The sequence below is a fragment of the Micromonospora eburnea genome, assembly GCF_900090225.1.
Lineage (GTDB): Bacteria > Actinomycetota > Actinomycetes > Mycobacteriales > Micromonosporaceae > Micromonospora > Micromonospora eburnea.
Map to the genome: position 1 here is coordinate 1,225,665 of NZ_FMHY01000002.1, position 26,345 is coordinate 1,252,009.

At 73.5% G+C, this 26,345-nt stretch carries 27 protein-coding genes; 19 read left to right on the forward strand and 8 right to left on the reverse strand.

Going from position 1 to position 26,345, the window contains the following annotated elements:
• Positions 1–17 precede the first annotated feature (17 nt).
• Complete coding sequence (locus GA0070604_RS05885) at positions 18–1,193, forward strand: ROK family transcriptional regulator (protein WP_091115373.1); 1,176 nt, start codon at positions 18–20, stop codon at positions 1,191–1,193.
• 114 nt (positions 1,194–1,307) lie between these two features.
• Here GA0070604_RS05885 and GA0070604_RS05890 read toward each other — a convergent pair whose 3' ends face one another.
• Together GA0070604_RS05890 and GA0070604_RS05895 are read right to left on the reverse strand one after the other, a co-directional pair.
• Complete coding sequence (locus tag GA0070604_RS05890; protein ID WP_091115377.1) at positions 1,308–2,318, reverse strand: ABC transporter permease subunit; 1,011 nt, start codon at positions 2,316–2,318, stop codon at positions 1,308–1,310.
• Positions 2,315–3,325, reverse strand: coding sequence for an ABC transporter ATP-binding protein (locus GA0070604_RS05895; protein ID WP_091115381.1), 1,011 nt, complete (start codon positions 3,323–3,325; stop codon positions 2,315–2,317). Before GA0070604_RS05895 ends, GA0070604_RS05890 begins: the two co-directional genes overlap by 4 nt.
• Before the next feature lie 75 nt (positions 3,326–3,400).
• Here GA0070604_RS05895 and GA0070604_RS05900 point away from each other — a divergent pair, with 75 nt between their 5' ends.
• Together GA0070604_RS05900 and GA0070604_RS05905 are read left to right on the forward strand one after the other, a co-directional pair.
• Complete coding sequence (locus GA0070604_RS05900) at positions 3,401–4,252, forward strand: ABC transporter ATP-binding protein (RefSeq protein WP_377592637.1); 852 nt, start codon at positions 3,401–3,403, stop codon at positions 4,250–4,252.
• A 17-nt stretch (positions 4,253–4,269) separates the two neighbouring features.
• The gene (locus GA0070604_RS05905; RefSeq protein ID WP_091126928.1) at positions 4,270–5,169 is read left to right on the forward strand and encodes a ribokinase; all 900 of its coding nucleotides are present in this window, start codon (positions 4,270–4,272) and stop codon (positions 5,167–5,169) included.
• A 4-nt stretch (positions 5,170–5,173) separates the two neighbouring features.
• Here GA0070604_RS05905 and GA0070604_RS05910 read toward each other — a convergent pair whose 3' ends face one another.
• Positions 5,174–6,142: a helix-turn-helix domain-containing protein gene (locus tag GA0070604_RS05910; RefSeq protein ID WP_091115388.1), complete on the reverse strand. Its 969-nt coding sequence runs from the start codon at positions 6,140–6,142 to the stop codon at positions 5,174–5,176.
• A gap of 72 nt (positions 6,143–6,214) precedes the next feature.
• Between GA0070604_RS05910 and GA0070604_RS05915 the strand changes: the two genes are divergently transcribed.
• Positions 6,215–6,667: a rhodanese-like domain-containing protein gene (locus GA0070604_RS05915; RefSeq protein WP_091115391.1), complete on the forward strand. Its 453-nt coding sequence runs from the start codon at positions 6,215–6,217 to the stop codon at positions 6,665–6,667.
• Positions 6,668–6,674: 7 nt separating this feature from the next.
• Here GA0070604_RS05915 and GA0070604_RS05920 read toward each other — a convergent pair whose 3' ends face one another.
• Positions 6,675–7,157 carry a DUF6232 family protein gene (locus GA0070604_RS05920; RefSeq protein WP_091126929.1) on the reverse strand — a complete coding sequence of 161 codons (483 nt, stop codon included), beginning with the start codon at positions 7,155–7,157 and terminating at the stop codon, positions 6,675–6,677.
• A gap of 252 nt (positions 7,158–7,409) precedes the next feature.
• Between GA0070604_RS05920 and GA0070604_RS05925 the strand changes: the two genes are divergently transcribed.
• On the forward strand, positions 7,410–7,817 hold the full coding sequence (locus tag GA0070604_RS05925) for a nuclear transport factor 2 family protein (RefSeq protein ID WP_091115393.1): 408 nt from the start codon (positions 7,410–7,412) through the stop codon (positions 7,815–7,817).
• On the opposite strand, the gene GA0070604_RS05930 is transcribed toward GA0070604_RS05925, so the two are convergent.
• Positions 7,763–8,281: a DUF6232 family protein gene (locus GA0070604_RS05930; RefSeq protein ID WP_091115396.1), complete on the reverse strand. Its 519-nt coding sequence runs from the start codon at positions 8,279–8,281 to the stop codon at positions 7,763–7,765. The genes GA0070604_RS05925 and GA0070604_RS05930 overlap by 55 nt on opposite strands.
• A 150-nt stretch (positions 8,282–8,431) precedes the next feature.
• Here GA0070604_RS05930 and GA0070604_RS05935 point away from each other — a divergent pair, with 150 nt between their 5' ends.
• Both GA0070604_RS05935 and GA0070604_RS05940 read left to right on the forward strand, forming a co-directional pair.
• A complete protein-coding gene (locus GA0070604_RS05935; protein WP_091115400.1) occupies positions 8,432–9,205 on the forward strand; it encodes an enoyl-CoA hydratase-related protein in 774 nt (257 codons plus the stop codon).
• 110 nt (positions 9,206–9,315) lie between these two features.
• Positions 9,316–10,938, forward strand: coding sequence for an acetolactate synthase (locus GA0070604_RS05940; protein ID WP_091115404.1), 1,623 nt, complete (start codon positions 9,316–9,318; stop codon positions 10,936–10,938).
• A 37-nt stretch (positions 10,939–10,975) separates the two neighbouring features.
• On the opposite strand, the gene GA0070604_RS05945 is transcribed toward GA0070604_RS05940, so the two are convergent.
• Genes GA0070604_RS05945 through GA0070604_RS05955 form a run of 3 tightly spaced genes read right to left on the reverse strand, consistent with a single transcriptional unit; the run spans position 10,976 to position 12,094 of the window.
• Positions 10,976–11,383, reverse strand: coding sequence for a PLD nuclease N-terminal domain-containing protein (locus GA0070604_RS05945; RefSeq protein WP_091115407.1), 408 nt, complete (start codon positions 11,381–11,383; stop codon positions 10,976–10,978).
• 28 nt (positions 11,384–11,411) lie between these two features.
• Complete coding sequence (locus tag GA0070604_RS05950) at positions 11,412–11,711, reverse strand: DUF202 domain-containing protein (RefSeq protein WP_091115410.1); 300 nt, start codon at positions 11,709–11,711, stop codon at positions 11,412–11,414.
• On the reverse strand, positions 11,708–12,094 hold the full coding sequence (locus GA0070604_RS05955; protein WP_091115414.1) for a YidH family protein: 387 nt from the start codon (positions 12,092–12,094) through the stop codon (positions 11,708–11,710). The genes GA0070604_RS05950 and GA0070604_RS05955 overlap by 4 nt, the downstream gene beginning before the upstream one ends.
• A 41-nt stretch (positions 12,095–12,135) precedes the next feature.
• Here GA0070604_RS05955 and GA0070604_RS05960 point away from each other — a divergent pair, with 41 nt between their 5' ends.
• From GA0070604_RS05960 to gatC, 12 genes are all read left to right on the forward strand, one after another.
• On the forward strand, positions 12,136–12,933 hold the full coding sequence (locus GA0070604_RS05960; RefSeq protein ID WP_091115417.1) for a GNAT family N-acetyltransferase: 798 nt from the start codon (positions 12,136–12,138) through the stop codon (positions 12,931–12,933).
• Entirely contained in the window at positions 12,930–13,340 is a 411-nt protein-coding gene (locus tag GA0070604_RS05965; RefSeq protein WP_091115420.1) for a hypothetical protein, read from the forward strand. The genes GA0070604_RS05960 and GA0070604_RS05965 overlap by 4 nt, the downstream gene beginning before the upstream one ends.
• 389 nt (positions 13,341–13,729) lie before the next feature.
• The gene (locus GA0070604_RS05970; RefSeq protein WP_091115424.1) at positions 13,730–14,509 is read left to right on the forward strand and encodes an electron transfer flavoprotein subunit beta/FixA family protein; all 780 of its coding nucleotides are present in this window, start codon (positions 13,730–13,732) and stop codon (positions 14,507–14,509) included.
• Between the two features lie 9 nt (positions 14,510–14,518).
• The gene (locus tag GA0070604_RS05975; RefSeq protein WP_091115428.1) at positions 14,519–15,478 is read left to right on the forward strand and encodes an electron transfer flavoprotein subunit alpha/FixB family protein; all 960 of its coding nucleotides are present in this window, start codon (positions 14,519–14,521) and stop codon (positions 15,476–15,478) included.
• A 203-nt stretch (positions 15,479–15,681) separates the two neighbouring features.
• Positions 15,682–16,857, forward strand: coding sequence for a cysteine desulfurase family protein (locus GA0070604_RS05980; RefSeq protein WP_091115431.1), 1,176 nt, complete (start codon positions 15,682–15,684; stop codon positions 16,855–16,857).
• A 37-nt stretch (positions 16,858–16,894) separates the two neighbouring features.
• The gene (gene mnmA / locus GA0070604_RS05985) at positions 16,895–17,968 is read left to right on the forward strand and encodes a tRNA 2-thiouridine(34) synthase MnmA (RefSeq protein ID WP_091115435.1); all 1,074 of its coding nucleotides are present in this window, start codon (positions 16,895–16,897) and stop codon (positions 17,966–17,968) included.
• 207 nt (positions 17,969–18,175) lie between these two features.
• The gene (locus tag GA0070604_RS05990) at positions 18,176–19,180 is read left to right on the forward strand and encodes a uroporphyrinogen decarboxylase/cobalamine-independent methonine synthase family protein (protein ID WP_091115438.1); all 1,005 of its coding nucleotides are present in this window, start codon (positions 18,176–18,178) and stop codon (positions 19,178–19,180) included.
• A gap of 40 nt (positions 19,181–19,220) precedes the next feature.
• Positions 19,221–19,589: a VOC family protein gene (locus GA0070604_RS05995; protein WP_208601976.1), complete on the forward strand. Its 369-nt coding sequence runs from the start codon at positions 19,221–19,223 to the stop codon at positions 19,587–19,589.
• A 44-nt stretch (positions 19,590–19,633) separates the two neighbouring features.
• On the forward strand, positions 19,634–20,647 hold the full coding sequence (locus tag GA0070604_RS06000; protein WP_091115444.1) for an ADP-ribosylglycohydrolase family protein: 1,014 nt from the start codon (positions 19,634–19,636) through the stop codon (positions 20,645–20,647).
• Between the two features lie 159 nt (positions 20,648–20,806).
• Positions 20,807–22,942 (forward strand): NAD-dependent DNA ligase LigA, encoded by a 2,136-nt coding sequence (ligA, locus tag GA0070604_RS06005; RefSeq protein ID WP_091126930.1) that lies wholly within the window; start codon positions 20,807–20,809, stop codon positions 22,940–22,942.
• 161 nt (positions 22,943–23,103) lie between these two features.
• Complete coding sequence (locus tag GA0070604_RS06010) at positions 23,104–25,689, forward strand: putative bifunctional diguanylate cyclase/phosphodiesterase (RefSeq protein WP_091115447.1); 2,586 nt, start codon at positions 23,104–23,106, stop codon at positions 25,687–25,689.
• A 188-nt stretch (positions 25,690–25,877) separates the two neighbouring features.
• A complete protein-coding gene (gene gatC / locus GA0070604_RS06015) occupies positions 25,878–26,183 on the forward strand; it encodes an Asp-tRNA(Asn)/Glu-tRNA(Gln) amidotransferase subunit GatC (RefSeq protein ID WP_091115452.1) in 306 nt (101 codons plus the stop codon).
• Positions 26,184–26,345: the final 162 nt, after the last annotated feature.

Sequence of the window (26,345 nt, forward strand, 5' to 3'; positions counted from 1 at the left end):
AAAATAGAGGACGTGGCATGAGTGCGACCCGGCTGCCCGGCACCCCCCGCCTGCTACGCGCGCTCAACGACCGGGCGGCGCTGGAGCTGCTGCTCGAACGCGGGCCGCTCACCCGGGCCCGGCTCGGCGAGCTGACCGGGCTGTCCAAGGTCACCGCGTCGCAGCTCGTGGAGCGGCTGGAGGAACGCGGCCTGGTCACCCGGGTCGGCGAGCAGGCCGGCGGGCGGGGCCCGAACGCCCAGCTCTACGCGGTCCGTCCGAGCAGTGCGTACGTGGTCGGCGTGGACGTCGGCGCCGAACGCGTGGTGGCGGCCTGCGCCGACATCACCGGCGAGGTCGTCGGCCGTGTGGAGCAGTCCACCCGGGACACCGACGACCCGGTCGGTGTGGTGCACAACGCGGTGGTCCAGGCGGCGAGCAGCGCCGGTGCCGAGCTGTCGAGCGTGCGGCGCATCGTGCTGGGCACCCCGGGCCTGGTGGATCCGGGCACCGGCGACATCACCTTCGCGTTCAACCTGCCGCGCTGGCACCGGGGTCTGCTCGCCGCGCTCCGCGACGACCTGCACACCCCGGTGGTCTTCGAGAACGACGTCAACCTGGCCGCCGTCGCCGAGGCCCAGTCCGGCGCGGCCCAGGGCGTGTCGGACTTCGTGCTGGTGTGGGTGGGCGCCGGCGTCGGCCTGGCGATCGTGCTCGGCGGCCGGCTGCACCACGGCAGCAGCGGGGCGGCCGGCGAGATCGGCTATCTGCCGGTGCCGGGCGTACCCATCCCGCGGGACGTCACGAAGCGGGCCAAGCCGGCGTTCCAGCAGCTCGCGGGCGCGGACGCGGTCCGCGCGGTGGCCGTCGAGCACGGGTTCGCCGCGGGCGGCGCCGCCGAGGCGGTGCGCGCCGCGATCGCCGCCGGCACGGCCGGCGGGCCGATGCTGGACGAGCTGGCCCGCCGGCTGGCCCTCGGCGTGGCGAGCACCTGCGTGGTGCTCGACCCGCCGCTGGTGGTGCTCGCCGGCGAGGTGGGCCAGGCGGGCGGGGCGGCGCTGGCCGACCGGGTGCAGCACGAGGTCGCCGCGATCACCCTGGTCCGGCCGCGGGTGGTCGCCACCGGGCTGACCGAGGAGCCGATCCTGCGGGGCGCGCTGCGCACCGCGCTCGACGCGGTCCGCGACGAGGTGTTCGGCTCGACGGTCGGCTGACCGTCCGCCACTCGTCGCCCGCGCCGCCATGTGAAGGAATTCTTCACGAATCGGAGAATCACTGCAAGGAGTTGCCGGTACGGCCCCGCCCGGCCGGGGCCGTACCGGGCCAGATCAGGTCAGATCGCGGCGGCGGAACGCGGTGAAGGCGCCCCCGACCAGCAGAACCGTGAGCCCGAGCAGCACGGTCAGTCCCGTCCCCCAGTCCAGGGTGTAGGAGCCGTCGCAGAAGCCGGTGACCTCACCCTGGCAGGCATGGAGGTCCCAGAACCGGGCCTCAGCGGAGAGCCAGGCGATCAGGTAGCTGGAGAGCATCCACCTGTCCGGCCGGGCCACGTCGACGATCTGCAACACCAGCCGCGCGCCCAGCTCCCACACCACCAGGTACGCGGCCACCGTGCCCAGCGCCGCCGAAGTGTGCCGGCCCAGCGTCGCGATGGCGAAGCCGAGCGCCCCGGCGAGCAGCACCAGCACCAGCCCCCGCCCGTACAGGGCACCCAGCGACTGCCAGAACGCCCCGTCCAGGTGCCCGGGATGCCCTGCCGCCTGCCCGATCAGCCAGAACACCGTCAGGTACGCCGCCGACGCCACTGCGGAGAGCGCCAACAGCGCGCCGAGCAGCGTACCCAGCTTGGCGCCGAGCACCGCCCAGCGGCGGGGCCGCCACAGCAGCAGGTTGACCACCCCGCCCGAGTTCAGGTCGGCGCCGATGTAGGAGGCCCCGACCAGGAACCCGAAGAGCGCCAGGAACGCGATGAGGAAGTAGAGCAGCGGCCGGGCCTCGACGGCGAAGACGAACACCCCGTTGAGGTAGTCGGCCACGATGGGCAGCCGCTCCATCCGGCCCGGGTCCACCTCGGCGCAGTCCGCCGGGATGTAGTCGTTCTCGGCCGGCGTCGCCTGCCCGGCCTTGATCCGCAGACAGCGGTCGTGCGCCATCTCCAGCTCGCGGATCTGGTTGGCGGCCTGCGCCTGGGCCCGGCTCAGCTCATCCGGCGTGGGCTGGTGGGACCCGGCCAGCGTGGTCGCCGCGGTCACCGCGAAGGCGGCCAGCAGCAGCACCACCATCAGTTGCACGAAGCGGCGAGCGGTCAGCCGCTCCAGCTCGGCTCGGACCAGGTTCACGCGTCCACCTCCCGGTTCTCGCGCGCGTCGAGGTCGATCACCACGTCCTCCGGGCCGGCCGGTGGCCCGTCCAACTGCCGGGGCACGGCCGGGTGCGGGGTGGTGCCGGTCAGCTCCAGGAAGACGCTCTCCAGATCCGGCCGGAGCGGGACCAGCTCGCGCACCCAGAGCCCCTGCTCGCCCAGCGTGCGGCTGATCAGCTCCGGCTCGTCGACCCCGGCGACCACCAGGTGGTCGGGATAGGCGGTGACCGACAGGCCGGCCTGCCCCAGCAGCTCCACGGCCCGCTCCGGCTCGGCCACCCGGACCTGCCACTCGTGCTGGTCGAAGCCGGCGAGCACGTCGTCCACCCGGCCGTACGCCACCCGCCGGCCCCGGCTGATGATCGTCACGTGGTCGCAGATGAGCTGGATCTCGGCCAGGATGTGGCTGGAGAGCAGCACGGTCACCCCGGCGGCGGCCAGCGACCGCATCAGGTCGCGCATCTCCCGGATGCCGGCCGGGTCCAGGCCGTTCGCCGGCTCGTCGAGGATCAGCAGCTCCGGCTGCTTCAACAGCGCCGAGGCCACCGCCAGCCGCTGCTTCATACCCAGCGAGTAACCCTTCACCCGCTCATCGCTGCGGTCCAGCAGGCCGACCTGCTCCAGCACCTCGTCGATGCGGCTGGTGGGCACGCCCCCGGCCAGGGCCAGCAGCCGCAGCGTACGGCGGGCGGTGAAGTTGCCGAAGAACTGCGGGCTCTCCACGATCGCGCCGACCCGGCCAGCCACGTCCGGCAGCCGATCGGGGGAGGCGGCCCCGAGCACGTTCATCCGGCCGCCGTCGGCCCGGACCAACCCGAGCAGGGCGCGCAGCGTGGTGGTCTTGCCCGAGCCGTTCGGCCCGAGGAACCCGTGCACCTGGCCGGCCTCGACCAGCAGGTCGAAGCCGTCCACGGCGACCCGGCGCCCCTGGCGCAGGGTGTGGAACGTCTTACGGAGACCGGAGATCTCGATGACCGCGCTCATCAGCGTGGCTCCGGGTGGCAGTCGGGCATGAGCCGTCCTCGGGTTGTGGTGACCAACGACACGGCGCCTCACCATATGGGGGTGACACCGCCCGTGGGGGGCAGCGCGCGGGTTGCGTGGTTGGATGGACCGGTGACTGGTGACCTTGATCTGGTGGTCAGCCTCGACGGGGTCGGCGTCAAGCGCTCCGGCAGCGCGCTGCTGCACGACGTCGACTGGCGGGTCGAGTTGGACGAACGCTGGGTGGTGCTGGGCCCGAACGGCGCCGGCAAGACCACCCTGCTCAACCTGGCCGCCGGGCGGCTGCACCCGACCACCGGCAGCGCGCACGTCCTCGGCGAGCGGATCGGCCGCACCGACGTCAACGAGCTGCGGACGCGGATCGGCCTCTCCACCGCCACGCTGGCCGAGCGGATCCCCTCCGACGAGCGGGTCGCCGACGTCGTGGTCACCGCCGCCTGGTCGGTGATCGGCCGCTTCCGGGAGAGCTACGACCGCACCGACGAGGCGCGCGCCCACGCGCTGCTCGGCCAGCTCGGCGTCGGCCACCTCGCGGAGCGCGTGTACGGCACGCTGTCCGAGGGGGAACGCAAGCGGGTGCAGGTCGCCCGGGCCCTGATGACCGACCCGGAGCTGCTGCTGCTCGACGAGCCGGCCGCCGGGCTCGACCTGGGCGGGCGCGAGGACCTGGTCGCCCGGCTCGCCGAGCTGGCGTACGACCCGGACGCGCCGGCCATGGTGCTGGTCACCCACCACGTCGAGGAGATCCCGCCCGGCTTCACCCACGCGCTGCTGCTGCGCGACGGCGGCGTGATGGCCCAGGGGCTGCTCGCGGACACGCTCACCGCCGACAACCTGTCCAAGACCTTCGGTCTGCCCCTGGTCGTCCAGCGTTCCGGCGACCGGTGGGCCGCCCGCGCCGCCTGACCCGAGGAGAGACCAGCGTGCCGCAGACCCGGGTCGCCGTGGTGGGCAGCGCCAACATGGACGTGGTCGGCACCGCTCCGGCGCTGCCCCGGCCCGGCGAGACCGTGCTCGGCAGCGACTTCGTGATGCTGCCCGGCGGCAAGGGGGCCAACCAGGCCATCGCCGCAGCTCGCGCCGGCGCGTCCTGCGCCTTCCTCGGCGCGATCGGCTCGGACGCGTTCGGGGTCACCCTCAAGGCCCGGATCACCGCCGCCGGGGTCGACACCAGCCAGCTCCGGGTGGTCTACGGGGACTCCGGCGTCGCCCTGGTCATGGTCAACGCGACGGGCGAGAACGCCATCCTGGTGGTCCCCGGAGCCAACGGCGCGTTCACCGGCCTCACCGAGGGCGAGCTGCACGCCGTACGCGAGGCGGACGTGCTGGTCGCGCAGCTGGAGGTGCCGGTCGAGACGGTGACCGAGGCGGCGGCAGCAGCCCGCGGGGCCGGCACCCGGGTGGTGCTCAACGCGGCACCTGCCCGGCCGGTGCCGGCGGAACTGCTCGCCGCGGTCGACCTGTTGGTGGTCAACGAGACCGAGGCCCGCGCGCTCACCGGCCGGGGCCGGGACGAACCGGAGGCCCTGCTCGACCTGGTGCCCCGGGCGGTGCTCACCCTCGGCGCCGAGGGAGCCCGGTACGTCGACCGGGACGGGACCTCGGTGCACGTGCCGGCGGTGAAGGTCGACGTGGTGGACTCCACCGCCGCCGGGGACGCGTTCACCGCCGCCCTCGCGGTGGCCTGGGGCGAGGGTCGGGAGCTGCTCGACGCGGTGCACTGGGCGGCGGCGGCCGGTGCCGCCTGTGCCCGCCGGCTCGGCGCCTCGGTGGCGCTGCCCCGCCGGATCGAGATCGACGAGCTGTACGTCCCGCCGGCCTGACCGGTCAGGCGGCACCGGCGCGGAACGCCCGCCGGTACGCGGACGGTGAGGTCCGCATCGCCCGGCCGAAATGGTGCCGGTAGGTGACCGGGCTGTCGAAGCCCACCGCCGCGGCGATCTCCGCGACCGGCGCGTCGGTCGTTTCCAGCAGGGCGAGGCTGGCGCGTACCCGCTGGTCGATCAGCCACCGGATCGGGCTGGCGCCGGTGGCCCGGGCGAAGTGCCGAAGGTAGCTGCGGCTCGACATGTGTGCCTGCCGGGCCAGTGCCGCCACGGTCAGCGGCTCGGCCAGGTGGCGGACCGCCCAGGCCATGCTCGTGGCGATCCGGTCGTCGTCCGGGTCGGCGCTCACCGGCGCCTCGATGAACTGGGCCTGCCCGCCGTCGCGGTGCGGTGGGATCACCAGCCGGCGGGCGACCGCGTTGGCGACCGTCGCACCGAAGTCGTGCCGGACCACGTGGACGCAGAGGTCCAGCCCGGCGGCGCTGCCGGCGCTGGTGAGGATGGCGCCGTCGTCGAGATAGAGCACGTCCGGGTCGACGGTGACCGCCGGGTGGCGGCGGGCGAGCAGGTCCGCGTACTGCCAGTGGGTGGTGGCCCGACGACCGTCGAGCAGGCCCGCGCCCGCGAGGGCGAACGCGCCGGAGCAGATCGACATCAGCCGGGCGCCCCGGCGGTACGCCTGGCGCAGCGCGGCCACCAGCTCCGGCGACGGGTCAACCGTCACGTCGGGCACCCCGGGGAGGATCACCGTGCCCGCCGAGGCCAGCGCCTCCAGACCGTACGGGGTGTGCAGGGCGGCACCGCCGACGACGGGCACCGGCCCGGGGCGCTCCGCGCAGACGGTGAGTTGGTACCAGTCGACTCCCAGCTCGGGCCGGGGCAGCCCGAACACCTCGGTCACGATCCCGGTCTCGAAGACCGACATCCCCGGGTACGCGAGCACCGCCACGGTCCGGTCGACAGGAGCCATGGCGGAATGTTAGCGGAGAACGGCGATCGCGCCACTGCCGCCGGTGCCCGCACGGGCCGCAGGATTGGAGGCATGTTGTTCTCCGTACCGCCGGCCGACCCGGCGACCGCAACCGCCCACTTCCTCGCCCGGCTGAGCCTCGAAACCGACGTCAGCGACGTGCACGCCGCGCTGGAGGCTGGCCCGCCCGACCTGGTGGTGGTCGACTCACGGGGCGCGGCGGCCTGGCGGCAGGGGCACCTGCCCGGCGCGGTGCACCTGCCCACCGACGAGATCGCCGCCCGCGCCGCCGACGTGGTGCCACCCGGGTCGACGGTGGTCACGTACTGCTGGGGGCCGGGCTGCAACGGCGCCACCCGGGCGGCGCTGGAGTTCGCCCGGCTGGGCCGGCCGGTGAAGGAGATGATCGGCGGCTTCGAGTACTGGGCCCGGGAGGGGCTGCCGGTGGTCACCCCGGCGGGGATCGTCCGCCGCCGGCTCGACGAGCTGACCGCCGTGACCGCGACCGTGACCTGCGACTGCTGAGACCCGGTCAGCGGTGTTCGCTGTGCTGCTCGACGGCGCGTTGCACGGCCCGGTAGATCTGCCCGAACCGGAGCGCGTCGGGGGTGCGCAGCAGCATCACCTCCCGCCCGTGGTGCTGCACCCACAGCTCGTGCACCCGGCTGCCCCGCTCGTAGGAGCGGTCCAGCCAGCCCAGCGGCACCTCAAGGAACGGGGCCAGCGCCAGCCCGACGACCACGAACGCGGCCAGGATCACCAGCGCCAGCTTCCAGTCGCCCCGGTCCTGCGCGGCCCAGGCCAGCGAGAGCACGCAGATCAGCGCCACCAGCGGCGGCAGCGACAGCAGCAGGACCAGCATGCCCCGGCCGAGGACCCGACCCCGGACGGCCAGGGTGGCCGCGCCGCGGGCGTGCCAGACGTACGTCACGTCGGCGAGGGCGACGACGTGCCCGCCGGCGCGGATCGCCTCGGAGGTGACCTGTACCGCGTCGTCCCGGTAATAGAGGGTCATCATTCAGCCTAACCAGCCGCCAGCAAGTCCTGCTTGCTCCAGGCCGCCTCATGGAGGGGTCGAGAGGGCCTATGAACTTGATGACGTAAATGATTCACCGTCCACGCCGGCCGCAGCGTTCATCGGCCTCGGCCGGCTCGGCGCGGCTGAGCCGTTTACGTCATCAAGTTCGTAGGCGACGTAGAGGTGACGGTCGGTGCCGATCCACTGTGGGGCAGTGGGTGCCGGCTCCGGAGCGTAGCGTTGGCCGGCATGGCGGAGACCGAGCAGGAGCGCAACGTCGCGGTGGTCCGGCGGTATCTGCGGACCTTCGTCACCAAGGACCTGGCCGAACTGGCCGAGGTGGTCGCCGAGGACGTGGAGATCTACGGATCCGGCACGGCGGTGCGCGGGCGGCACTATCCGGAGGGGGCCGTTTCCTCGCCCGGGCTCACCGTGCTCGACCAGGAGATCCTGGAGATCTTCGCGGCCGAGGACCGGGTGGTGGTGTCGATGGCGCAGACGTACCGGCGGGACGCGACGGGGGCCACGACGGTGCAGAGCGCCTGCAAGATGTACCGGCTGGCCGGCGGGCGGATCGTGCAGTTCTGGGGCGAGCAGGACACCTACGGCCTGCTGCGCGGCCTCGGTCTGCTGCCGGACGAGCCGATCGTGTTCTGAACCGGCGACGCTGGGACGCCCTCCATCGCCCGCTGCACCGCCCGGTAGATCTGGCCGAACCGCAGCGCGTCGCCCGTACGCAGCAGCCGCACCGGCTGGCCCTGCCAGCGTGCCCACATCTCCAGCTCCCGGCTGCCCCGGGCGTACGACCGGTCCAGTTGCTCGAAGAGCATGTCGGCGAGCGGCCCGACGCCGAGCCCGACCAGGACGGACGCCCCCACGATGGCGATGGTGACCACGGGGGAGCGGTGCAGCCAGAGCGCGAGCCCGACGCCGAGCGCGGCGGCCACCAGTGGCCCGGCCAGGGCCGCGCCGATCGCGCCCCGGCCGGCGAGCACCCGCCACGAGCGACTGCCCCGCCGGTGCCACACCATGCTCAGTTCGGCAAGTGGGTAGGTCCGTCCGTCGATCCGGACGGCCGTGGAGGTGACCTGTGCCGACCGGTCCTCGTAGTAGCTGATCATGGCCTCGCTCCGGGTGTCGCGGCTGCGACGGCTCCAGCTCGGCGCGTCTGACGCCGCGCAGCGACCTGGAGCCGTCGACACCACACTGTCTACCGCAACGATGCGGGTCGTAAGGTTGGCACGCGACTTCGACGAGGAAGTGAGGGCAGCGTGGGCGAGTTCGTCAGGCTGGAAGTGAAGGACGGCATCGGCACCATCCGCCTGGAGCGGCCGCCGATGAACGCGCTCAACACGCAGGTCCAGGAGGAGTTGCGAGCCGCGGCGAGCGCCGCCACCGCCGACGCCGGGGTCCGTGCCGTCATCGTGTACGGCGGGGAGAAGGTCTTCGCCGCCGGCGCGGACATCAAGGAGATGGCCGATATGTCCTACGTGGACATGGCCGAGCGGGCCGCCGACCTCTCCAGCGCGCTCGGCGCCATCGCCCGGATCCCGAAGCCGGTGGTCGCCGCGATCACCGGGTACGCCCTCGGCGGCGGCTGCGAGCTGGCCCTGGCCTGCGACTGGCGAATCGTGGCCGAGGACGCCAAGCTCGGCCAGCCGGAGATCAAGCTGGGCATCATCCCGGGTGCCGGTGGCACCCAGCGGCTGGCCCGCCTGGTCGGCCCGGCCCGCGCCAAGGATCTGATCATGACCGGCCGGATGATCGACGCGCAGGAGGCGCTGCGGATCGGGCTGGCCGACCGGGTGGTTCCCGCCGCCGAGGTCTACGACGCCGCGGTCGCCTACGTGAAGCCGTTCCTGACCGGCCCGGTGCAGGCCCTGCGGGCGGCCAAGGCGGCCGTCGACGGCGGCCTGGACATGGACCTCACCTCGGGCCTGGCCTGGGAGAGCCAGCTCTTCGCGGCGCTGTTCGCCACCGACGACCGGCGCGAGGGCATGGCCGCGTTCGTCGAGAAGCGCAAGCCGAACTTCACCGGCCGCTGATCCGCCGTCTCGGGGCCGGCGGCGCACCCGCCGTCGGCCCCGAGGGCGGTTCCCATTCCGCCTACCGGCCAGTAGCGTGTGACTCCGGTCCTGGGACGATTGGAGTCGCGATGACGGAACGGGTCGAGGGGCACGGCGGGGAGCTGGCGCTGGCGGCGTTGCGCGCGCACGGCGTACGGGAGATGTTCACCCTCTCCGGGGGGCACGTTTTTCCGCTCTACGACGCCGCGCACAAGACCGGCTTCCCGATCTACGACGTGCGGCACGAGCAGACCGCCGTCTTCGCCGCCGAGGCGGTGGCGAAACTCCAGCGTCGCCCCGGTCTGGCCGTGCTCACCGCCGGCCCCGGGGTCACCAACGGCGTCTCCGGCCTGACCAGCGCGTTCTTCAACGCCTCCGCGGTGCTGGTGCTCGGCGGACGGGCCCCGCAGTTCCGCTGGGGCTCCGGCAGCCTCCAGGAGATGGACCACCTGCCGCTGGTCGCCCCGGTCACCAAGCACGCCGAGACGGTGTTCAGCGCCGACGACATTCCGCGCGCGGTCACCGCCGCGCTCACCGCGGCGCTCACCCCGCACCGTGGCCCGGCCTTCCTCGACTTCCCCCTCGAAGCGGTCTTCTCCGCCGGCGACGCCGACCTGCCGGCCGTCACCCCGATCGCCCCGATCGAGGCCGACCCGGACGAGGTCGCGAAGGCGGCCGGCCTGATCGCCGGCGCGTCCCGACCGGTGATCATCGCCGGCTCCGACGTGTACGCGGGCGACGCGGTCGACGCCCTGCGCGCCGCCGCCGAGTCGCTCCAGGTGCCGGTCTTCACCAACGGCATGGGTCGGGGCGCGCTGCCCCCGGCGCATCCGCTCGCCTTCGCCAAGGCCCGCCGGGTCGCGCTCAGGGGCGCCGACGTGGTCGTGGTGGTCGGCACCCCGCTGGACTTCCGGCTCGGCTTCGGCGACTTCGGCGACGCGCGGGTCGTGCACGTCGTCGACGCGCCCAGCCAGCGCGCCGGGCACGTCCAGCCGGCCGCCAGCCCCGCCGGCGATCTGCGGCTCATCCTCAGCGCCTTCGCCGAGCACCCCGGCGACCGGGCCGACCACGCCGACTGGATCGCCCAGCTGCGCACCGCCGAGGACGCCGCGAAGGCCCGCGACGCCGAGGAGATGGCCGCCGAGACCGACCCGATCCGGCCGGCCCGGGTCTACGGCGAGCTGCGGCGGGTGCTCGCCGCCGACGCGATCACCATCGGCGACGGTGGCGACTTCGTCTCGTACGCCGGGAAGTACCTGGAGCCGGCGCAGCCGGGCACCTGGCTCGACCCCGGCCCGTACGGCTGCCTCGGCACCGGCATGGGCTACGCGATGGGGGCCCGGGTGACCCACCCCGACCGGCAGATCTGCGTGCTGATGGGCGACGGCGCGGCCGGCTTCTCGCTGATGGACGTGGAGTCCCTGGTCCGGCAGCAGCTCCCGGTGGTGATCGTGGTCGGCAACAACGGCATCTGGGGCCTGGAGAAGCACCCGATGCGGGCCATGTACGGCTACGACGTGGCCGCCGACCTCCAGCCCGGCCTGCGCTACGACAAGGTGGTCGAGGCGCTCGGCGGGGCGGGCGAGACGGTGGAGAAGGCCACCGACCTCGGTCCGGCCCTGGGGCGCGCTTTCGACGCCGGCGTGCCGTACCTGGTCAACGTGCTCACCGACCCGGCGGACGCGTACCCGCGCTCGTCGAACCTGGCCTGACGGTCACGGCGGCCGGGCCGGTGCCCGGCCGCCGTGCTCAGACCTCCGGCCGGTCCCGATCGCCGTCCTGCCGGCGCAGCTCCTCCTCGCGCCGGCGCAGGTCCTCCTCCCAGCGGCGCAGGCGCTCCTGGTCCTCCCGGCGGGCCCGGTCGGCGAGGGAGGACAGGAACGCGGGGTCGTCGTCCGGTGCCACCGGCCGGGGGCGGTTCCGCTCGGAGAACCCGTTGCCCACCGGCCAGGCGGTGCCCGATCGGCGCGCCGTCGGCTCCCGCCCGGCGGCGAACCATGCGATCGAACCGATCAGCGGGAAGAACAGGATGATCAGCACCCAGGCGATCCGGGGCAACGCCCGGATCTCCCCCTCCTCGGCGGAGAGGCAGCTGATCAGCGCGAAGATCGCGAGTACGACCTGGGCCAGGAAGAGGAGCCCGTAGAGGCGTGCCATGTCGGACATCATGGCTCAGCGGCGCCGGTCAGCGCAGCCCGCGTAGCACCAGCACGACTCCGAGCAGCGCGGAACCGGCGGCGGTCAGCGCCACCAGCGGGAACGACCAGCGGTGTGCCGGCAGCGGTCCGCTGCCGGTGGCCCGCCGCCAGGTGACCGCGAACGCGCCGAGCCAGCCCGCCACGGCGAGCCCGGCCAGCAGGGCGTCGGTGAGACCGCCGGTGAGCGCCAGCCGGATCAGCAGCAGGGTGACCCCGGTGAGCGCCAGCAACGTACGCCGCCAGGCCAGGCGGGTCCGCTCCGGCTGGAGGCCGGGGTCGCGGGTCATCCGACTCCCCGGACGAGGACCGCGATCACCAGCAGCAGCGCGCCCGCGGCCACGGCGAGGGCCAGGATCGCCGGGAAGCGGGACGCCGGCAGTTCCTCGCCCAGCCGGATCGCCCGCTCGGTGCGCGCCCAGTGGTCGACCGCGCGGATCGCGACGGTCGCGCCGAGCACCAGCAGCGCGATGGCGATCGCCTCGCGCAGGTGGGCCAGCGGGAGCGGAGGCAGGAACTGCGCGGCGGCCAACCCGCCGGCGACCAGCGCCAGGCCGGTACGCAGCCAGGCCAGGAAGGTCCGCTCGTTGGCCAGCGAGAAGCGGTAGTCGGGCGTGCTGCCGACGGACCGTAACTCGCGCGGGTCGAACCACCGCCTGATCGCCTGCCACACATCTCCGATTATCCGCTTTGTGCAGTGCCTAGCCTGTCAGCATGACCGATCTTGACGCGCGGACCCTGCGCGACGCGTACGACAACCAGATCCGTCCGGAGATCCCGGACCCGCTGCCGGCCGGGGTGACCGTGGACCGCGACGGCCCGCTGGTCCGCATCCTCGGCCTGGACCATCGCGGCTTCATCACCTACCGGGACCTGGGCGGGCTGGCCGGCGCGGAGCTGGACGCGCTGATCGCCCGGCAGGTCGAGTTCTTCCGCGCCCGGGGCGAGGCGGTCGAGTGGAAGCTCAACGGCCACGACGAGCCGGCCGACCTGGGCGACCGGCTGCGCGCCGCCGGGTTCGTGCCGGAGGAACTGGAGACCGTCGTGGTCGGCCCGGTCGCGGCCCTGGCCGCCGCCGTCCCGGTCCTGCCCGAGGGGGTACGCCTGCGCGAGGTCACCGCCCGGGAGGACCTGGAGCGGATTCGCGCGATGGAGGAGGCGGTCTGGCAGGTCGACCGCAGCCACCTGGTGACCGGGCTGGCGAAGGAGATCGCGGCCGACCCGCAGTCGATCACGGTGGTGGTGGCCGAGGCGGGCGACAGCGTGGTCAGCGCCGGCTGGGTGCGTTACCTGCGCGACACCGGTTTCGCCACCCTCTGGGGCGGTTCCACCTTGCCGCAGTGGCGGCGCAAGGGCATCTACCGGGCGCTGGTGGCGTACCGGGCGCGGTTGGCCGAGCAGCGGGGGAAGGCGTTGGTGCAGGTGGACTGCTCGCCGGACAGCCGGCCGATTCTGGAGCGGCTCGGGCTCGTTGCGGTCACCACGTCCACCCCGTACGTCTACACTCCATGATCATGGAACGGTTGACGGCTGAGGAGCGGCTGACCCTCAAGACCGGGGCGTTCGGCGCCGTCTTCCTGGTCTCCAACGCCGAGCCCGGGATGCTGGCCATGGTGCGGGAGAGCATCGCGGCGTCGGGTGCGTTCGGCGCGGCCAGCGGGGTGGTGAAGGAGGCGCTGACCACCGGCCCGCTGCCGGAGCTGCCCCGGGACTCCGAGCTGGAGATCGAGGCGACCGTGTTGCCCGCGCTGAGCCGGTCGATGGCGATCCTGCGGGCGAAGTCACCGGGGGACGTCGAGATGTACCGGTCGGTGGTGCTGGCCGCGGCCGACCAGGTGGCGCAGGCCCATCGCGGCGTGAGTTCCGGCGAGGCGACGGTGCTCGACCGGATCAGGGCGGCCCTGGCCGAGCCGGCCTGACCGACTGGGCGGACCAGAGGGTCCGGATGCTGGCCCGGACGCAGCGGTCGCGGACCCGGCCGCAGGCGCACCGGTAGGTGTCCGGGACCATCCGACGGCAGGGGCGGCGGGAGGTGGGGCCGCCTTCCGCCGCGTCGCGTACGGTCACCGGAACGGCCTTTTCCGACATATGCGTCACCTCCCGATTTGCGAGCTTACCCGCGCTTCGGTCCCGCGGTGAGCTGTGTCACTCTAAGGCTCCGAAGGGGTGATGCTACTTGCGGGTAACATTGGCCCCGTGGGCAAGTGCACAGCAGCCCGTAGTTGACCGATCGTTAAGTCACGCGGGAGGCTGCGCCCGTGACCGGGCGAGGGATCGCTACACCAAACAGGAGGGTCGTCGAAGCGCGATGAACATCGTCGTACTCGTCAAGCAGGTGCCTGATTCGGGCGCGGACCGCAACCTGCGTGCTGACGACAACACCGTCGACCGCGGTTCGGCGAGCAACGTCATCAATGAGATGGACGAGTATGCCATCGAGGAGGCGTTGAAGATCAAGGAGGCGCACGGCGGTGAGGTCACGATCCTGACCATGGGTCCGGACCAGGCGACCGAGTCGATCCGTAAGGCGCTGTCCATGGGGCCGGACAGGGCCGTGCACGTGGTGGACGACGCGTTGCACGGTTCGTGCGCGGTGGTCACCTCGAAGGTGCTCGCGGCCGCGCTCGGCCAGTTGGGCGCGGACCTGGTGATCTGTGGTGCGGAGTCGACCGACGGTCGGGTCCAGGTGATGCCGCACATGATCGCCGAGCGGCTGGGTGTGGCCGCGCTGACCGGTGCGCGCAAGCTCACCGTCGACGGGTCGACCCTGACGGTGGAGCGGCAGACGGAGGAGGGCTACGAGGTGGTCACCGCCTCGACCCCGGCCGTGGTCTCCGTGTGGGACACGATCAACGAGCCGCGTTACCCGTCGTTCAAGGGCATCATGGCCGCGAAGAAGAAGCCGGTGCAGACGCTCGCCCTGGCTGATTTGGGTGTCGCCGCCTCCGAGGTGGGTTTCGACGGGGCGACCAGCACCGTGCTCGAGCACACCAAGCGCCCGCCGCGCTCCGGCGGCGAGAAGATCACCGACGAGGGCGAGGGCGGCGTGAAGCTGGTCGAGTTCCTCGCCACCGAGAAGTTCGTGTGAGGTCTGGACATGTCTGAGGTTCTCGTCGTCGTCGAAGCCACCCGGGAGTTCGGCGTCAAGAAGGTCACCCTGGAGATGCTCACCCTCGCCCGCGAGCTGGGCACCCCGAGCGCGGTCGTGCTCGGTGGTGCCGGCGCGGCGGCGGCGCTGGGCGCCAAGCTGGGCGAGTACGGCGCGGAGAAGGTCTACGCCGCCGAGGGTGAGGAGATCGACGGCTACCTGGTGGCCCCGAAGGCCACCGTGCTGGCCGACCTCGTCGCTCGGGTGCAGCCGGCGGCGGTGCTGCTCGCCTCGTCCCAGGAGGGCAAGGAGATCGCCGCCCGGCTCGCCGTGAAGCTGGACAACGGCATCCTGACCGACGTGGTCGCCCTCGAAGCGGACGGCACCGCGACCCAGGTCGCCTTCGCCGGCTCCACCATCGTCAAGTCCAAGGTCACCAAGGGCCTGCCGCTGGTCACCGTGCGGCCGAACTCGCTCACCCCGGCCCCGGCCCCGGCCACCCCGGCCGTCGAGCAGCTCACCGTCTCCGTCGGTGACGCCGACAAGTTGGCCCGGGTCGTCGAGCGGGTCGCCGAGCAGAAGGGCTCCCGCCCCGAGCTCACCGAGGCGTCCGTCGTCGTCTCCGGCGGCCGCGGGGTCGGCAACGCCGACAACTTCAAGCTGGTCGAGGAGCTGGCCGACCTGCTCGGCGGCGCGGTCGGCGCGTCTCGCGCGGCGGTCGACTCCGGGTTCTACCCGCACCAGTTCCAGGTGGGCCAGACCGGCAAGACCGTCTCCCCGCAGCTCTACATCGCGCTGGGCATCTCCGGCGCGATCCAGCACCGCGCCGGCATGCAGACCTCGAAGACCATCGTCGCGGTCAACAAGGACGGCGAGGCGCCGATCTTCGAGCTGGCCGACTACGGCGTGGTCGGCGACCTGTTCAAGGTCGTCCCGCAGGCCGCCGAGGAGATCCGCAAGCGCCGGTGAGCGCTCCGCGATAAGGACGAAAGGGAGCTGATCGGCGGGCCGGGGAGCTGAGCCGGCCCGCCGATCAGCCGTCAGGGCGGCCCTCGGTTCAGCCTACCGAGCAAGGACATCCGCATCATGCCGGGAAGGACAAACCGGACCTGGTTCCTGAGGAGCGGTCCGGGGCCCGGCACGCCCCGGCTCGGCCGTTAGGCTGAACCCCGATGGCATACCTGGATCACGCGGCGACGACCCCGATGCTCGACGAGGCACTTGAGGCGTACGTCGCCACCGCCCGCGAGGTGGGCAACGCGTCGTCGCTGCACGCCGCCGGCCGGTGCGCCCGCCGGCGGGTGGAGGAGTCCCGTGAACGGGTCGCCGCCGTGCTCGGTGCCCGCCCCTCCGAGGTGATCTTCACCGGGGGTGGCACGGAGAGCGACAACCTCGCCGTGAAGGGCGTCTTCTGGGCCCGCCGCGCCGCCCGCGCCGACCGCACCCGGGTGGTCGCCAGCGCCGTCGAGCACCACGCGGTGCTGGACACGGTGGACTGGCTGGCCGGACACGAGGGCGCCGAGGTCGGCTGGCTGCCGGTCGACGCCATCGGCCGGCTCGACCCGGAGCGGCTCCGTGCCGAGCTGTCCACGCACGGCGACCGGGTCGCCCTGGTCACCGCGATGTGGGCGAACAACGAGGTGGGCACGGTGCAGCCGGTGGCCGAGCTGGCCGCGGTCGCCGCCGAGCACGGTGTGCCGTTCCACACCGACGCGGTCCAGGCCGTCGGCCAGGTACCGGTCGACTTCGCCGCCAGCGGGGTCTCCGCGCTCACCGTCACCGGGCACAAGCTCGGCGGTCCGGCCGGCGTGGGCGCGCTGCTGCTGGCCCGGGACGTGGCCGCCACCCCGGTGCTGCACGGCGGCGGCCAGGAACGCGACGTCCGCTCCGGCACCCTCGACACCGCCGGCATCGTGGCCTTCGCGGTCGCCGTCGAGGCCGCGGTGAAGGGCCAGCAGGAGTACGCGACCCGGGTCGCGGCGCTCCGCGACGAGCTGGTGGAGCGGGTCCGGCAGGCGGTCCCCGAGGTGGTCTTCAACGGTGACCCGGTCGACCGGCTCCCCGGCAACGCGCACTTCTCGTTCCCGGGTTGCGAGGGGGACGCCCTGCTGCTGCTGCTCGATGCCCAGGGCATCGCCTGCTCCACCGGTTCGGCCTGTTCCGCCGGGGTGGCCCAGCCCTCGCACGTGCTGCTGGCGATGGGCGCCGACGACGACCGGGCCCGGTCGTCGTTGCGGTTCACCCTCGGCTACACCAGCACCCGCGCGGACGTCGACGCCCTCATCGCCGCGCTGCCCGGCACGGTGGAGCGGGCCCGGCGCGCGGCCGCTCTCCGTAGCCCCCGCTGACCCGGATACCCTCGGTGAGGACGAGGGGAGTGGGCCGGTGAGGGTTCTGGCGGCGATGTCGGGCGGGGTGGACTCTGCCGTGGCGGCGGCGCGGGCGGTGGCGGCCGGGCACGACGTGACCGGGGTGCACCTGGCGCTGGCCCGCAATCCGCAGACGTACCGCACCGGAGCCCGGGGCTGCTGCACCCTGGAGGACTCCCGGGACGCCCGGCGGGCCGCCGACGTGATCGGCATCCCGTTCTACGTCTGGGACATGGCCGACCGGTTCCACGAGGACGTGGTGGACGACTTCGTCGCCGAGTACGCGGCCGGCCGTACCCCGAACCCGTGCCTGCGCTGCAACGAGAAGATCAAGTTTGCCGCGGTGCTGGACCGCGCGGTGGCCCTCGGCTTCGACGCCGTGGTCACCGGCCACCATGCCCGGCTCGGCCCGGACGGCCTGCTGCGACGCAGCGTCGACGTGGCCAAGGACCAGTCGTACGTCCTCGCGGTGCTGACCCGCGAGCAGCTCGACCGCTCGATCTTCCCGCTCGGCGACTCCACCAAGGCCGAGGTACGCGCGGAGGCCGCCCGGCGCGGCCTCGCCGTGGCCGACAAGCCCGACTCGCACGACATCTGCTTCATCGCCGACGGCGACACCCGAGGCTTCCTCGCGCAGCGGCTCGGCGAGGCCCCGGGCGACGTGGTCGACGCGCTCACCGGCACGGTGGTCGGCAGCCACAGCGGCGCCTACCAGTACACCGTCGGGCAGCGGCGCGGCCTGCACCTGGATCGACCGGCCCCGGACGGTCGCCCCCGCTACGTGCTCTCCATCACCCCGAAGACCAACACCGTGACCGTGGGCCCGGCCGAGGCGCTGGAGGTCGCCCAGGTCCGGGCCACCCGTCCGGTCTGGACAGGTGGCGAGCGGCCGGTCGCGCCGATCGAGTGCGAGGTGCAGCTACGGGCGCACGGCGACGTGGTGCCGGCCACGGTCGAACTTGCCGCCGACGGCCTCCGTGCCGACCTGCGCCGCCCGGTCCGCGGCGTCGCCGCCGGCCAGGCGATCGTGGCGTACCGGCCGGACCCGGCCGGGGACGTGGTGCTCGGCTCCGCCACCATCACCGGCTGACCCGCCGCTGCCCCGCGCTCCGGGCCCGGTCCGCCCGTGCTCCGCGCCAAGATCGTGCTCGACCCGGGAACGAGTGGTATCGGAAAGGGGACGAGGCCACTACTTCCCGGATCGAGCACGATCTCGCGCAGCAGTCCGGCGTACCCGTGGTTTCCGTCCAACGGCGTCCGCGGCGAGGGCGGGCCCGGCAACGGATAGTCTGCGGCGGTGACTGATCAGCCCTGGCCCTGGCCCGCGGGGGCGGCGACCGGCATCGGTTCGCTGCCCGGCACCGACATCGCCGAGGCGCAGCGCATCGTGCTCGGCGAGCTGCCCGCCCTGCCGCACCTGCCGGAGCTGCCCGCCCGGGGCCCCGGCGCCGACCTGATCGGCCGGACCGGCGGCCTCCTGGTCGAGCTGCCGGTCGAGCTGTACGCGGCCCGCTGGCGGATCGCCCCACGCCCCGGCCGGGACCTGCGCCGCGCCCGCGACCTGATGGAACGCGACCTCGACCAGCTCGCCGAACAGGCCGAGGAGTACGCCGGTCCGGTCAAGATCCAGGCGGCCGGCCCGTACACCCTGGCCACCTCGCTGGAGTTGCCGATCGGCGGCCGGCTGCTCCGCGACCCGGGCGCGGTCCGCGACCTCGCCGGCTCGCTCGCCGAAGGACTGCGCGGGCACGTCGAGGCGGTCGCCCGGCGGCTGCCCCGCGCGTCGGTGCTGCTCCAGCTCGACGAGCCGTCCCTGCCGGCGGCACTGGCCGGCCGGGTGCCCACGGAGAGCGGCTTCGGCACCTACCGGGCGGTGGAGCCGGAGGTCGCCCGGACGCTGCTGCGCGGCGTGATCGAGGCGGCCGGGGTGCCGACCGTGGTGCACTGCTGCGCGCCCGACGTGCCGCTGGAGCTGATCCGGGCCGCCGGGGCGGTCGGCGTCGCCCTCGACCTCGGCCTGGTCACCGACCTGGACCCGCTCGGCGAGGCGATCGACGCCGGGCTCGGGCTGCTGGCCGGCGCCGCGCCCGCGCTGCCCCCGACCGCCGGGCGCGCCCCGACCTCGGCCCAGGTCGCCGACCGGGTACGACAGCTCTGGGACCGGCTCGGCTTCCCCCGCCGCCGGCTCGCCGAACAGGTGGTGGTCACCCCCGCCTGTGGCCTGGCCGGAGCCACCCCGGCGTACGCCCGGGCGGTCCTCACCGCCTGCCGCGACGCCGGGCGCCGGCTGTCCGAGGAATAGTGGTTGTTCACGGTCGTAGCCCGTGGGCAGGATGGCCGGCATGGTTGGACGACTGCGCTCCACAGTGATCGACTGTCCCGATCCGCGTGCCCTGGCCGGCTTCTACGCCGAGTTGCTCGGCCTGCCGCTGATCGAGGACAGCTCCGACGGTGACGAGTGGGTGGTGCTCGGCGGCCCACCTGGGCACCAGCCCCGGATCGCGTTCCAGAAGGCGCTCGGGCTGCGCGCGCCGGACTGGCCCGACCCGGATCGGCCGCAGCAGTTCCACCTCGACGTGACGGTGGACGACATCGAGGCCGCGGAGAAGGCCGTGCTGGCCCTGGGCGCACGCCGGTTGCCCGGCGAAGGCGACGACTGGCGGGTCTACGCCGACCCGGCCGGGCACCCGTTCTGCCTCTGCTGGGACTGACCGGCGGGACCGCGGCCGGCCGGCGAGGCTTGCGCGGGCGGGGCATGATCGCCTGCGTGACCGACTCCGCTCCGCGCCGCGCCTCCGGCTCACTTTTCGGACTCGCCTACGGGGACGCCCTGGGCAAGCCCACCGAGTTCCTCACCGTCGCCGAGATCGTCCGCCGGTACGGCCCGGCCGGCCCCCGCGAGCTGACCGGCGATCCGGCGCTGGTCACCGACGACACCCAGATGGCGCTCGCTGTGGCCTGGGCGCTGCGCGACGCGCCCGCGTACACGCCGGAGGTGGTGGAGCCGCTGCTGCGGCGGCGGTTCCTCGACTGGGCGGTCAGCCCGGACAACAACCGCGCACCCGGGATGACCTGTCTGCGGGCCTGCGCCGAGCTGGACCGGGGCACCCGCTGGCAGGAGGCGACGGTGGCCGGCTCGAAGGGGTGCGGGGCGAACATGCGGGTCACCCCGGTCGGGCTCCTCGACGTCGACCTCGACACCCTCGCCGGGCTGGCTCAGCTCCAGGCCGGGCTGACCCACGGCCATCCGACCGGCCTGGCCGCCAGCGAGCTGACCGCGTACGCGGTCCGGCTGCTGCGCGACGGCGCCGCGCTCGCCGAGCTGCCCGGCCTGCTCGCCGCGCGGGCCCGGCAACAGCGGACGGTCTACCGGGGCGACTGGCTCGGCGACCTGTGGCAGCGCTCCGGCGCGGCGACGCCGCAGGAGTTCATCGCCCGCGGCTGGGACGAGTGCCTGCGTACGCTCGACCGGCTGGACGCGGCGCTGGCCCGCCCGGACGACGGCGACGACCCGTGCCGGCTCACCGGCGAGGGCTGGATCGCCGAGGAGGCCCTGGCCACCGCGCTGCTCTGCGCGCTACGACACGCCGACGACCCGGTCGGCGCGCTGGCCCGGGCCGCCACCACGGCCGGCGACTCCGACTCGATCGCCGCCCTGGCCGGCGCCTTTCTCGGCGCCGCACACGGCATGTCCGCCTGGCCCGCCGCCTGGTCCACCCGCATCGAGTACGCCAACCAGCTCGCCATCCTCGCCGCTCCCCACGACTGACCCAGCCGCTGATCATGAAGTCGTTGCCCCGACACGTCGGTGACGAAGGCAACAACTTCATGATCAACCGCCCCGGTCGGCGGCAGGTATGGGGAGGTTGTCAGGCCTGCCGGCTAGCGTGCGGAGGTAGCACGATTACGGGAGGTCGACAGCGGCATGGTGTCCGAGGATGCGGTTCCACAGGCGGTCAGCCCCGCGCAGGAGGCGGCGGCGGGCGCCGAGCCGACCCCACAGGCGCGGGAGCGGCACGCCACGCTGAGCCAGGAGCTCACCGAGCACCAATACCGCTACTACGTGCTGGACGCGCCGACCATCCCGGACGCGGACTTCGACAAGCTGCTGCGTGAGCTGGAGGCGCTGGAGGCGGAATATCCGGCGCTGCGCACCCCCGACTCGCCGACCCAGCGGGTGGGCGGCACCTTCTCCACCGACTTCGCGTCGGTCACCCACGCCGAGCGGATGCTCTCGCTGGACAACGCCTTCACCGACGAGGAACTGGCCGCCTGGGCCGAACGGGTCGAGCGGGAAGTCGGTGGCCCGGTCCCCTACCTCTGCGAGCTGAAGGTCGACGGCCTGGCCATCAACCTGACCTACGAGAAGGGCCGGCTGGTCCGGGCCGCCACCCGGGGTGACGGGCGCACCGGTGATGACGTCACCGCCAACGTGCGCAGCATCAAGAACGTGCCGTCCCAGCTCACCCCGTCCGACGACTTCCCCGAGGTGCCGGAGTTCCTGGAGGTACGCGGCGAGATCTACTTCCCGGTCGCCGCCTTCGACGACCTCAACGCCGGCCTGGTCGAGCAGGGCAAGCTACCGTTCGCCAACCCGCGCAACGCCGCCGCCGGCAGCACACGCCAGAAGGACCCCCGGATCACCGCCTCCCGCCCGCTGCGCCTGGTGGTGCACGGCATCGGCGCCCGCCGGGGCTTCCAGCCGGCGGCGCAGTCCGAGTCGTACGTGGCGCTGAAGGCGTGGGGCCTTCCCACCAGCGACCGCTGGCGGGTGGTGCCGGACCTGGCCGGCGTGGCCGACTTCATCGCCTACTACGGCAAGCACCGGCACGACGTCGAGCACGAGATCGACGGCGTGGTGGTCAAGGTCGACCCGGTCTCCATCCAGGGGCGGCTCGGCTCCACCAGCCGCGCGCCGCGCTGGGCGATCGCCTTCAAGTACCCGCCGGAGGAGGTCACCACCAAGCTGCTCGACATCGACGTCAGCGTCGGGCGCACCGGGCGGGTCACCCCGTTCGCCGTCCTCGAACCGGTCCGGGTGGCCGGCTCGACGGTCGCGTTGGCCACCCTGCACAACGCCCGCGAGGTGGAGCGCAAGGGCGTGCTGATCGGCGACACGGTGGTGCTGCGCAAGGCCGGCGACGTCATCCCCGAGGTGCTCGGCCCGGTGGTCGATCTGCGCCCCGCCGACGCCCGCCCGTTCGTCATGCCGACCACCTGCCCGGCCTGCGGCACCCCGCTCGCGCCGGCCAAGGAGGCCGACGTCGACATCCGCTGCCCCAACGCGCGCCTGTGCCCCGGCCAGATCCGCGAACGGGTTTCCTACCTGGCCGACCGCAAGGTGCTCGACATCGAGGCGCTCGGCGAGAAGAGCGCCGCCGCGTTGCTGGACGACCAGATCATCACCAACGAGGGCGACCTGTTCCAGCTCGACGCCGAGCAGCTCGCCCGCTCGCCGTTCTTCGTCAACAAGGACGGCACCCTCGGCACCAACGCCAGCAAACTGCTGGACAACCTGGCCGTGGCCAAGGAGCGCGACCTGTGGCGGGTGCTCGTCGCCCTCTCCATCCGGCACGTCGGTCCGAAGGCGGCGCAGGCCCTCGCCCGGCACTTCCGTTCGATCGAGACGATCGAGGCGGCCGGTGAGGAGGAGCTCTCCTCGGTGGAGGGCGTCGGCCCGACCATCGCCGCCAGCATCAGGGAGTGGTTCGCCGTCGACTGGCACCGCGAGGTGGTGCGCAGGTGGGCCGAGGCCGGCGTACGGATGGCCGAGGAGGCCGGCGAGGAAGGGCCGCGTCCCCTCGAAGGGCTGACCGTGGTGGTGACCGGCACCCTGGGCGGGTTCAGCCGCGACCAGGCGTCCGAGGCGATCCAGAGCCGGGGCGGCAAGGTCACCGGTTCGGTCTCCAAGAAGACCAGCTTCGTGGTGGTCGGCGACAGTCCCGGCGCCAAGGCCGACAGGGCCGCCAGCCTGAAAGTGCCGGTCCTCGACGAGGAGGGCTTCCGGGTGCTGCTGGAGTCCGGCCCGGAGGCGGCCCTGGCGGTGGCCCGCGTCGAGTCCTGAGACCGGGCGCAAAGTGAATCTTGGGGTCGCGCCGCGTATACCAACTTAATTACGACTACGACCGATTCGTGACTGTCGTATCGGGAAATCCGGCACCGAGGGCGTTTCATTGGCGTACGGCGTGCGGACGGCGCACGTCAGGGCCGTGCCCGGGAGGTGCGATGGAGACCGGCGACCCGCGAAACTCGGTTCCGCCCGGGCGGGGTGCGCCGTTCTTCGGTTTCGTCGTGGCGGTCGGTGTGCTGGCCGTACTCGTCTCGGCCGGTCCGCTGGCCCGGCTGCCCGATCGGCTGTCCGGGCTGCCGGCCGCGTTCTGGACCATGGCGGCGCTCGCCGTCGCCTGTGACGCCCGACCGTTCGTGCCACCCGGCCGACGGCGCACGTCGGCGGTCTTCCCGTCGACCTGCTTCAGCTTCGCCATCCTGCTCGGCTGGGGGCTCGGTCCGGCGGTCGCCGTGCAGGCCGTGGCGGTGGCCGTCTCCGGCTGGCGGTTGGGGCACGCCCCCTGGCGGACCGCCTTCAACGCCGCCCAGTACGCCTGCGCGCTCGCCGCCGCGTACGCGTTCACTCGGCTCGGCTCCGGCGAGCTGTTCGACGGCGGGCGGCTGCACTGGACGGACGTGGCGGCGGTGGGTGGCGCCACCGCCGCCTGGTTCGTGGTCAGCTACGGCCTGGTCAGCTCCGCGATCCGGCTGCGTTTCGGTGACCGCTGGTGGCCCAACGTCCGGCTCGGCCTGGGCTACGAGCTGCTCTCCACCGGCTCGCTGCTGCTGCTCGCCCCGGTGCTGGTCGCCGCTTCCCGGGCCAGCGCCGCGCTGATCCCACTGGTGCTGGTGCCGTTGTTCGCGGTCTACCGGATGGCCCGGCTCTCCACCGAGCGGGAGCAGTTGGCCGCCCTCGACCCGCTCACCGGGCTGCCCAACCGCAAGGCGCTGCTGGCCGAGGTGGCCGAGCAGGTGCACCTGCACGCCGAGCGGGCCGCCCGGGGTGAGCCGGACGCCCATCTGGCGCTGCTGCTGCTCGACCTGGACCGGTTCAAGCACGTCAACGACGCCCTCGGGCACGCGGTGGGGGACCGGCTGCTGGTCGAGGCGGGCGCCCGGCTGACCGGCGTGGTACGCGAGGGCGATCTGGTGGCCCGCCTCGGTGGTGACGAGTTCGCCATCGTCGTACCCCGGCTCACCGGCACCGACCAGGCCCGCGAGCTGGCCGACCGGGTGGTCGCCGCGCTGGCCGAGCCGGTCCCGCTGGACGGGCTGCCGCTGGATGTGGGCGGATCGATCGGCATCGCGATCTTCCCCGAGCACGGCGAGGACTTCGCCACCCTGATGCGCCACGCCGACGTGGCCATGTACGACGCAAAGCACCGCAACGACACCGTCGCCGTGTACGCGGCCGAGTCCGACCACAACTCGGCGGAACGGCTCAGCCTCCTCGCCGACCTGCGCCGGGTCCTGGAGGCCACGACCGTCGCCGGCACCGGGGAGCCGCCCGGCGTACGCGGGGGCGACGGCGCCGCCCTGGGGTCCGCGCCCGCTCTGACCGGTCCGGCCCGCGTCGGCCGGGGCGACGGCGTATCTCGCCACGGTGGCCGGGCCGGCGGGGCCGCCCGGCCGGGGGGCGGGTCGGGGCGGTGGCGGCTGCGGCGCCGTGAGCGCGCCCAGGTGCCGCCCGACGACGAACTGATCAGCCTGATCGTCGCCAACGCCGATCCGATCCGCCGCCGGGCGGCCCGGACGGTCACCACCGACGGGCCGGGAGCTGCCGGCCAAGGGGAACGCCGGCCGGCGACGTTCGGTGGCCAACCGGAGAGAGCCGCCGGCGGCGCTCCGGACAGCCGGCCGGCCGGCCACGTCGAGAACCTGCCCACCGGGCAGGCCGAGGGCCGGCCCGGGGGCGCGGTGATCGGGAGGACCGGTGGCGCGGACGACCCGGCCGGGGATCCGGGCGAGATCACGATGTACTACCAGCCGCAGATCGAGATCGCCACCGGTGAGGTGGTCGGGGTCGAGGCGCTGCTGCGCTGGTGGCACCCGCGCCGGGGCATGGTCGACCCGGGGGAGCTGATCCAGGTCGCCGAGCAGAGCGCGGTGATGCGGCTGCTCACCCGGCGGGTGGTGGACGACGTGGTGGAGCAACTCGCGAAGTGGTCGGCGGCCGGGATCACGCTGCGCGCCGCGCTCAACGTCAGCGTCCGGGACCTGCACACCGGCGAGATCGCCGACCAGATCGCCGACCGGCTCGCCGGCTACGGGGTACGCCCGGACCGGCTTCAGGTGGAGATCACCGAGGGCGCCCTGATGGCCGACCCCCGCCGGGTGCTGGCCAGCATCTCCCAGCTGCACCGGATCGGCGTCGGCATCGCGCTGGACGACTTCGGCACCGGGTACTCGTCCTTGCAGCACCTGCGCCGGCTGCCGTTGTCCGAGGTGAAGGTGGACCGGTCGTTCGTCCTCGGCATGGCCGAGGACCCGGACGACGCGGCGATCGTACGGTCGATGATCGAGCTGGCCGGGGCGCTCGGGCTGCGCGTGGTGGCCGAGGGCGTGGAGGACGAACGCACCTGGCGGCTGCTGCACACCGCCGGCTGCGACGTGGCCCAGGGCTGGTTCCACGCCCGGCCGATGCCGGCCGGGGAACTGGCCGCCTGGCTGGCCCGGTACCGACCGGTCCGCCCCGTGGTGACCGCCGACGCCGACGGGCCGCGCCGCCATCCGGGGCCGCACGCCAGCGACGACCACGCATAGCCGGTCGCCCTCGCCCGGACGTGGCACGGGCGAAGCCGCCACGCCGCGCCCTCGGGGCGTGGCGGGTGGTGGGCGGCCGGGGAGCCGGAGGCACCGCCGAGGGCCCCGACACATAGACTCGGCACGGTCACCACCTGCGCGGCACGCGGGCAGGTCGGCACGCAGCACACAGCCAGGAAGGGGTCGTCATGGCCGCCATCTCCCGCGAGGAGGTCGCGCACCTCGCGCGACTGTCGCGGCTCGCCGTCACCGAGGAGGAGCTGGACATCTTCGCCGGCCAGCTCGACGTGATCCTCCAGTCGGTCGCCCAGGTCGGCGAGGTCGCCGCGGCGGACATCCCGCCGACCTCCCACTCGGTGCCGCTGACCAACGTCCTCCGCGAGGACGTGGTGGTGCCCGGGCTGACCCCGCAGGAGGCGTTGTCGGGTGCCCCCGACGCCGAGGAGCAGCGGTTCCGCGTCCCGCGGATCCTGGACGAGGATGTGGCCTCATGAGCGAGCGCAGCGAGCGAATCATTGGGCTCAGCGTGGTGGTGCCTCATGGCGGCACGGAGCGAAGCGGAGTGGCGGCATGAGTGAGCGCAGCGAGCGAATCATTGGGCTCAGCGTGGTGGTGCCTCATGGCGGCACGGAGCGAAGCGGAGTGGCGGCATGAGC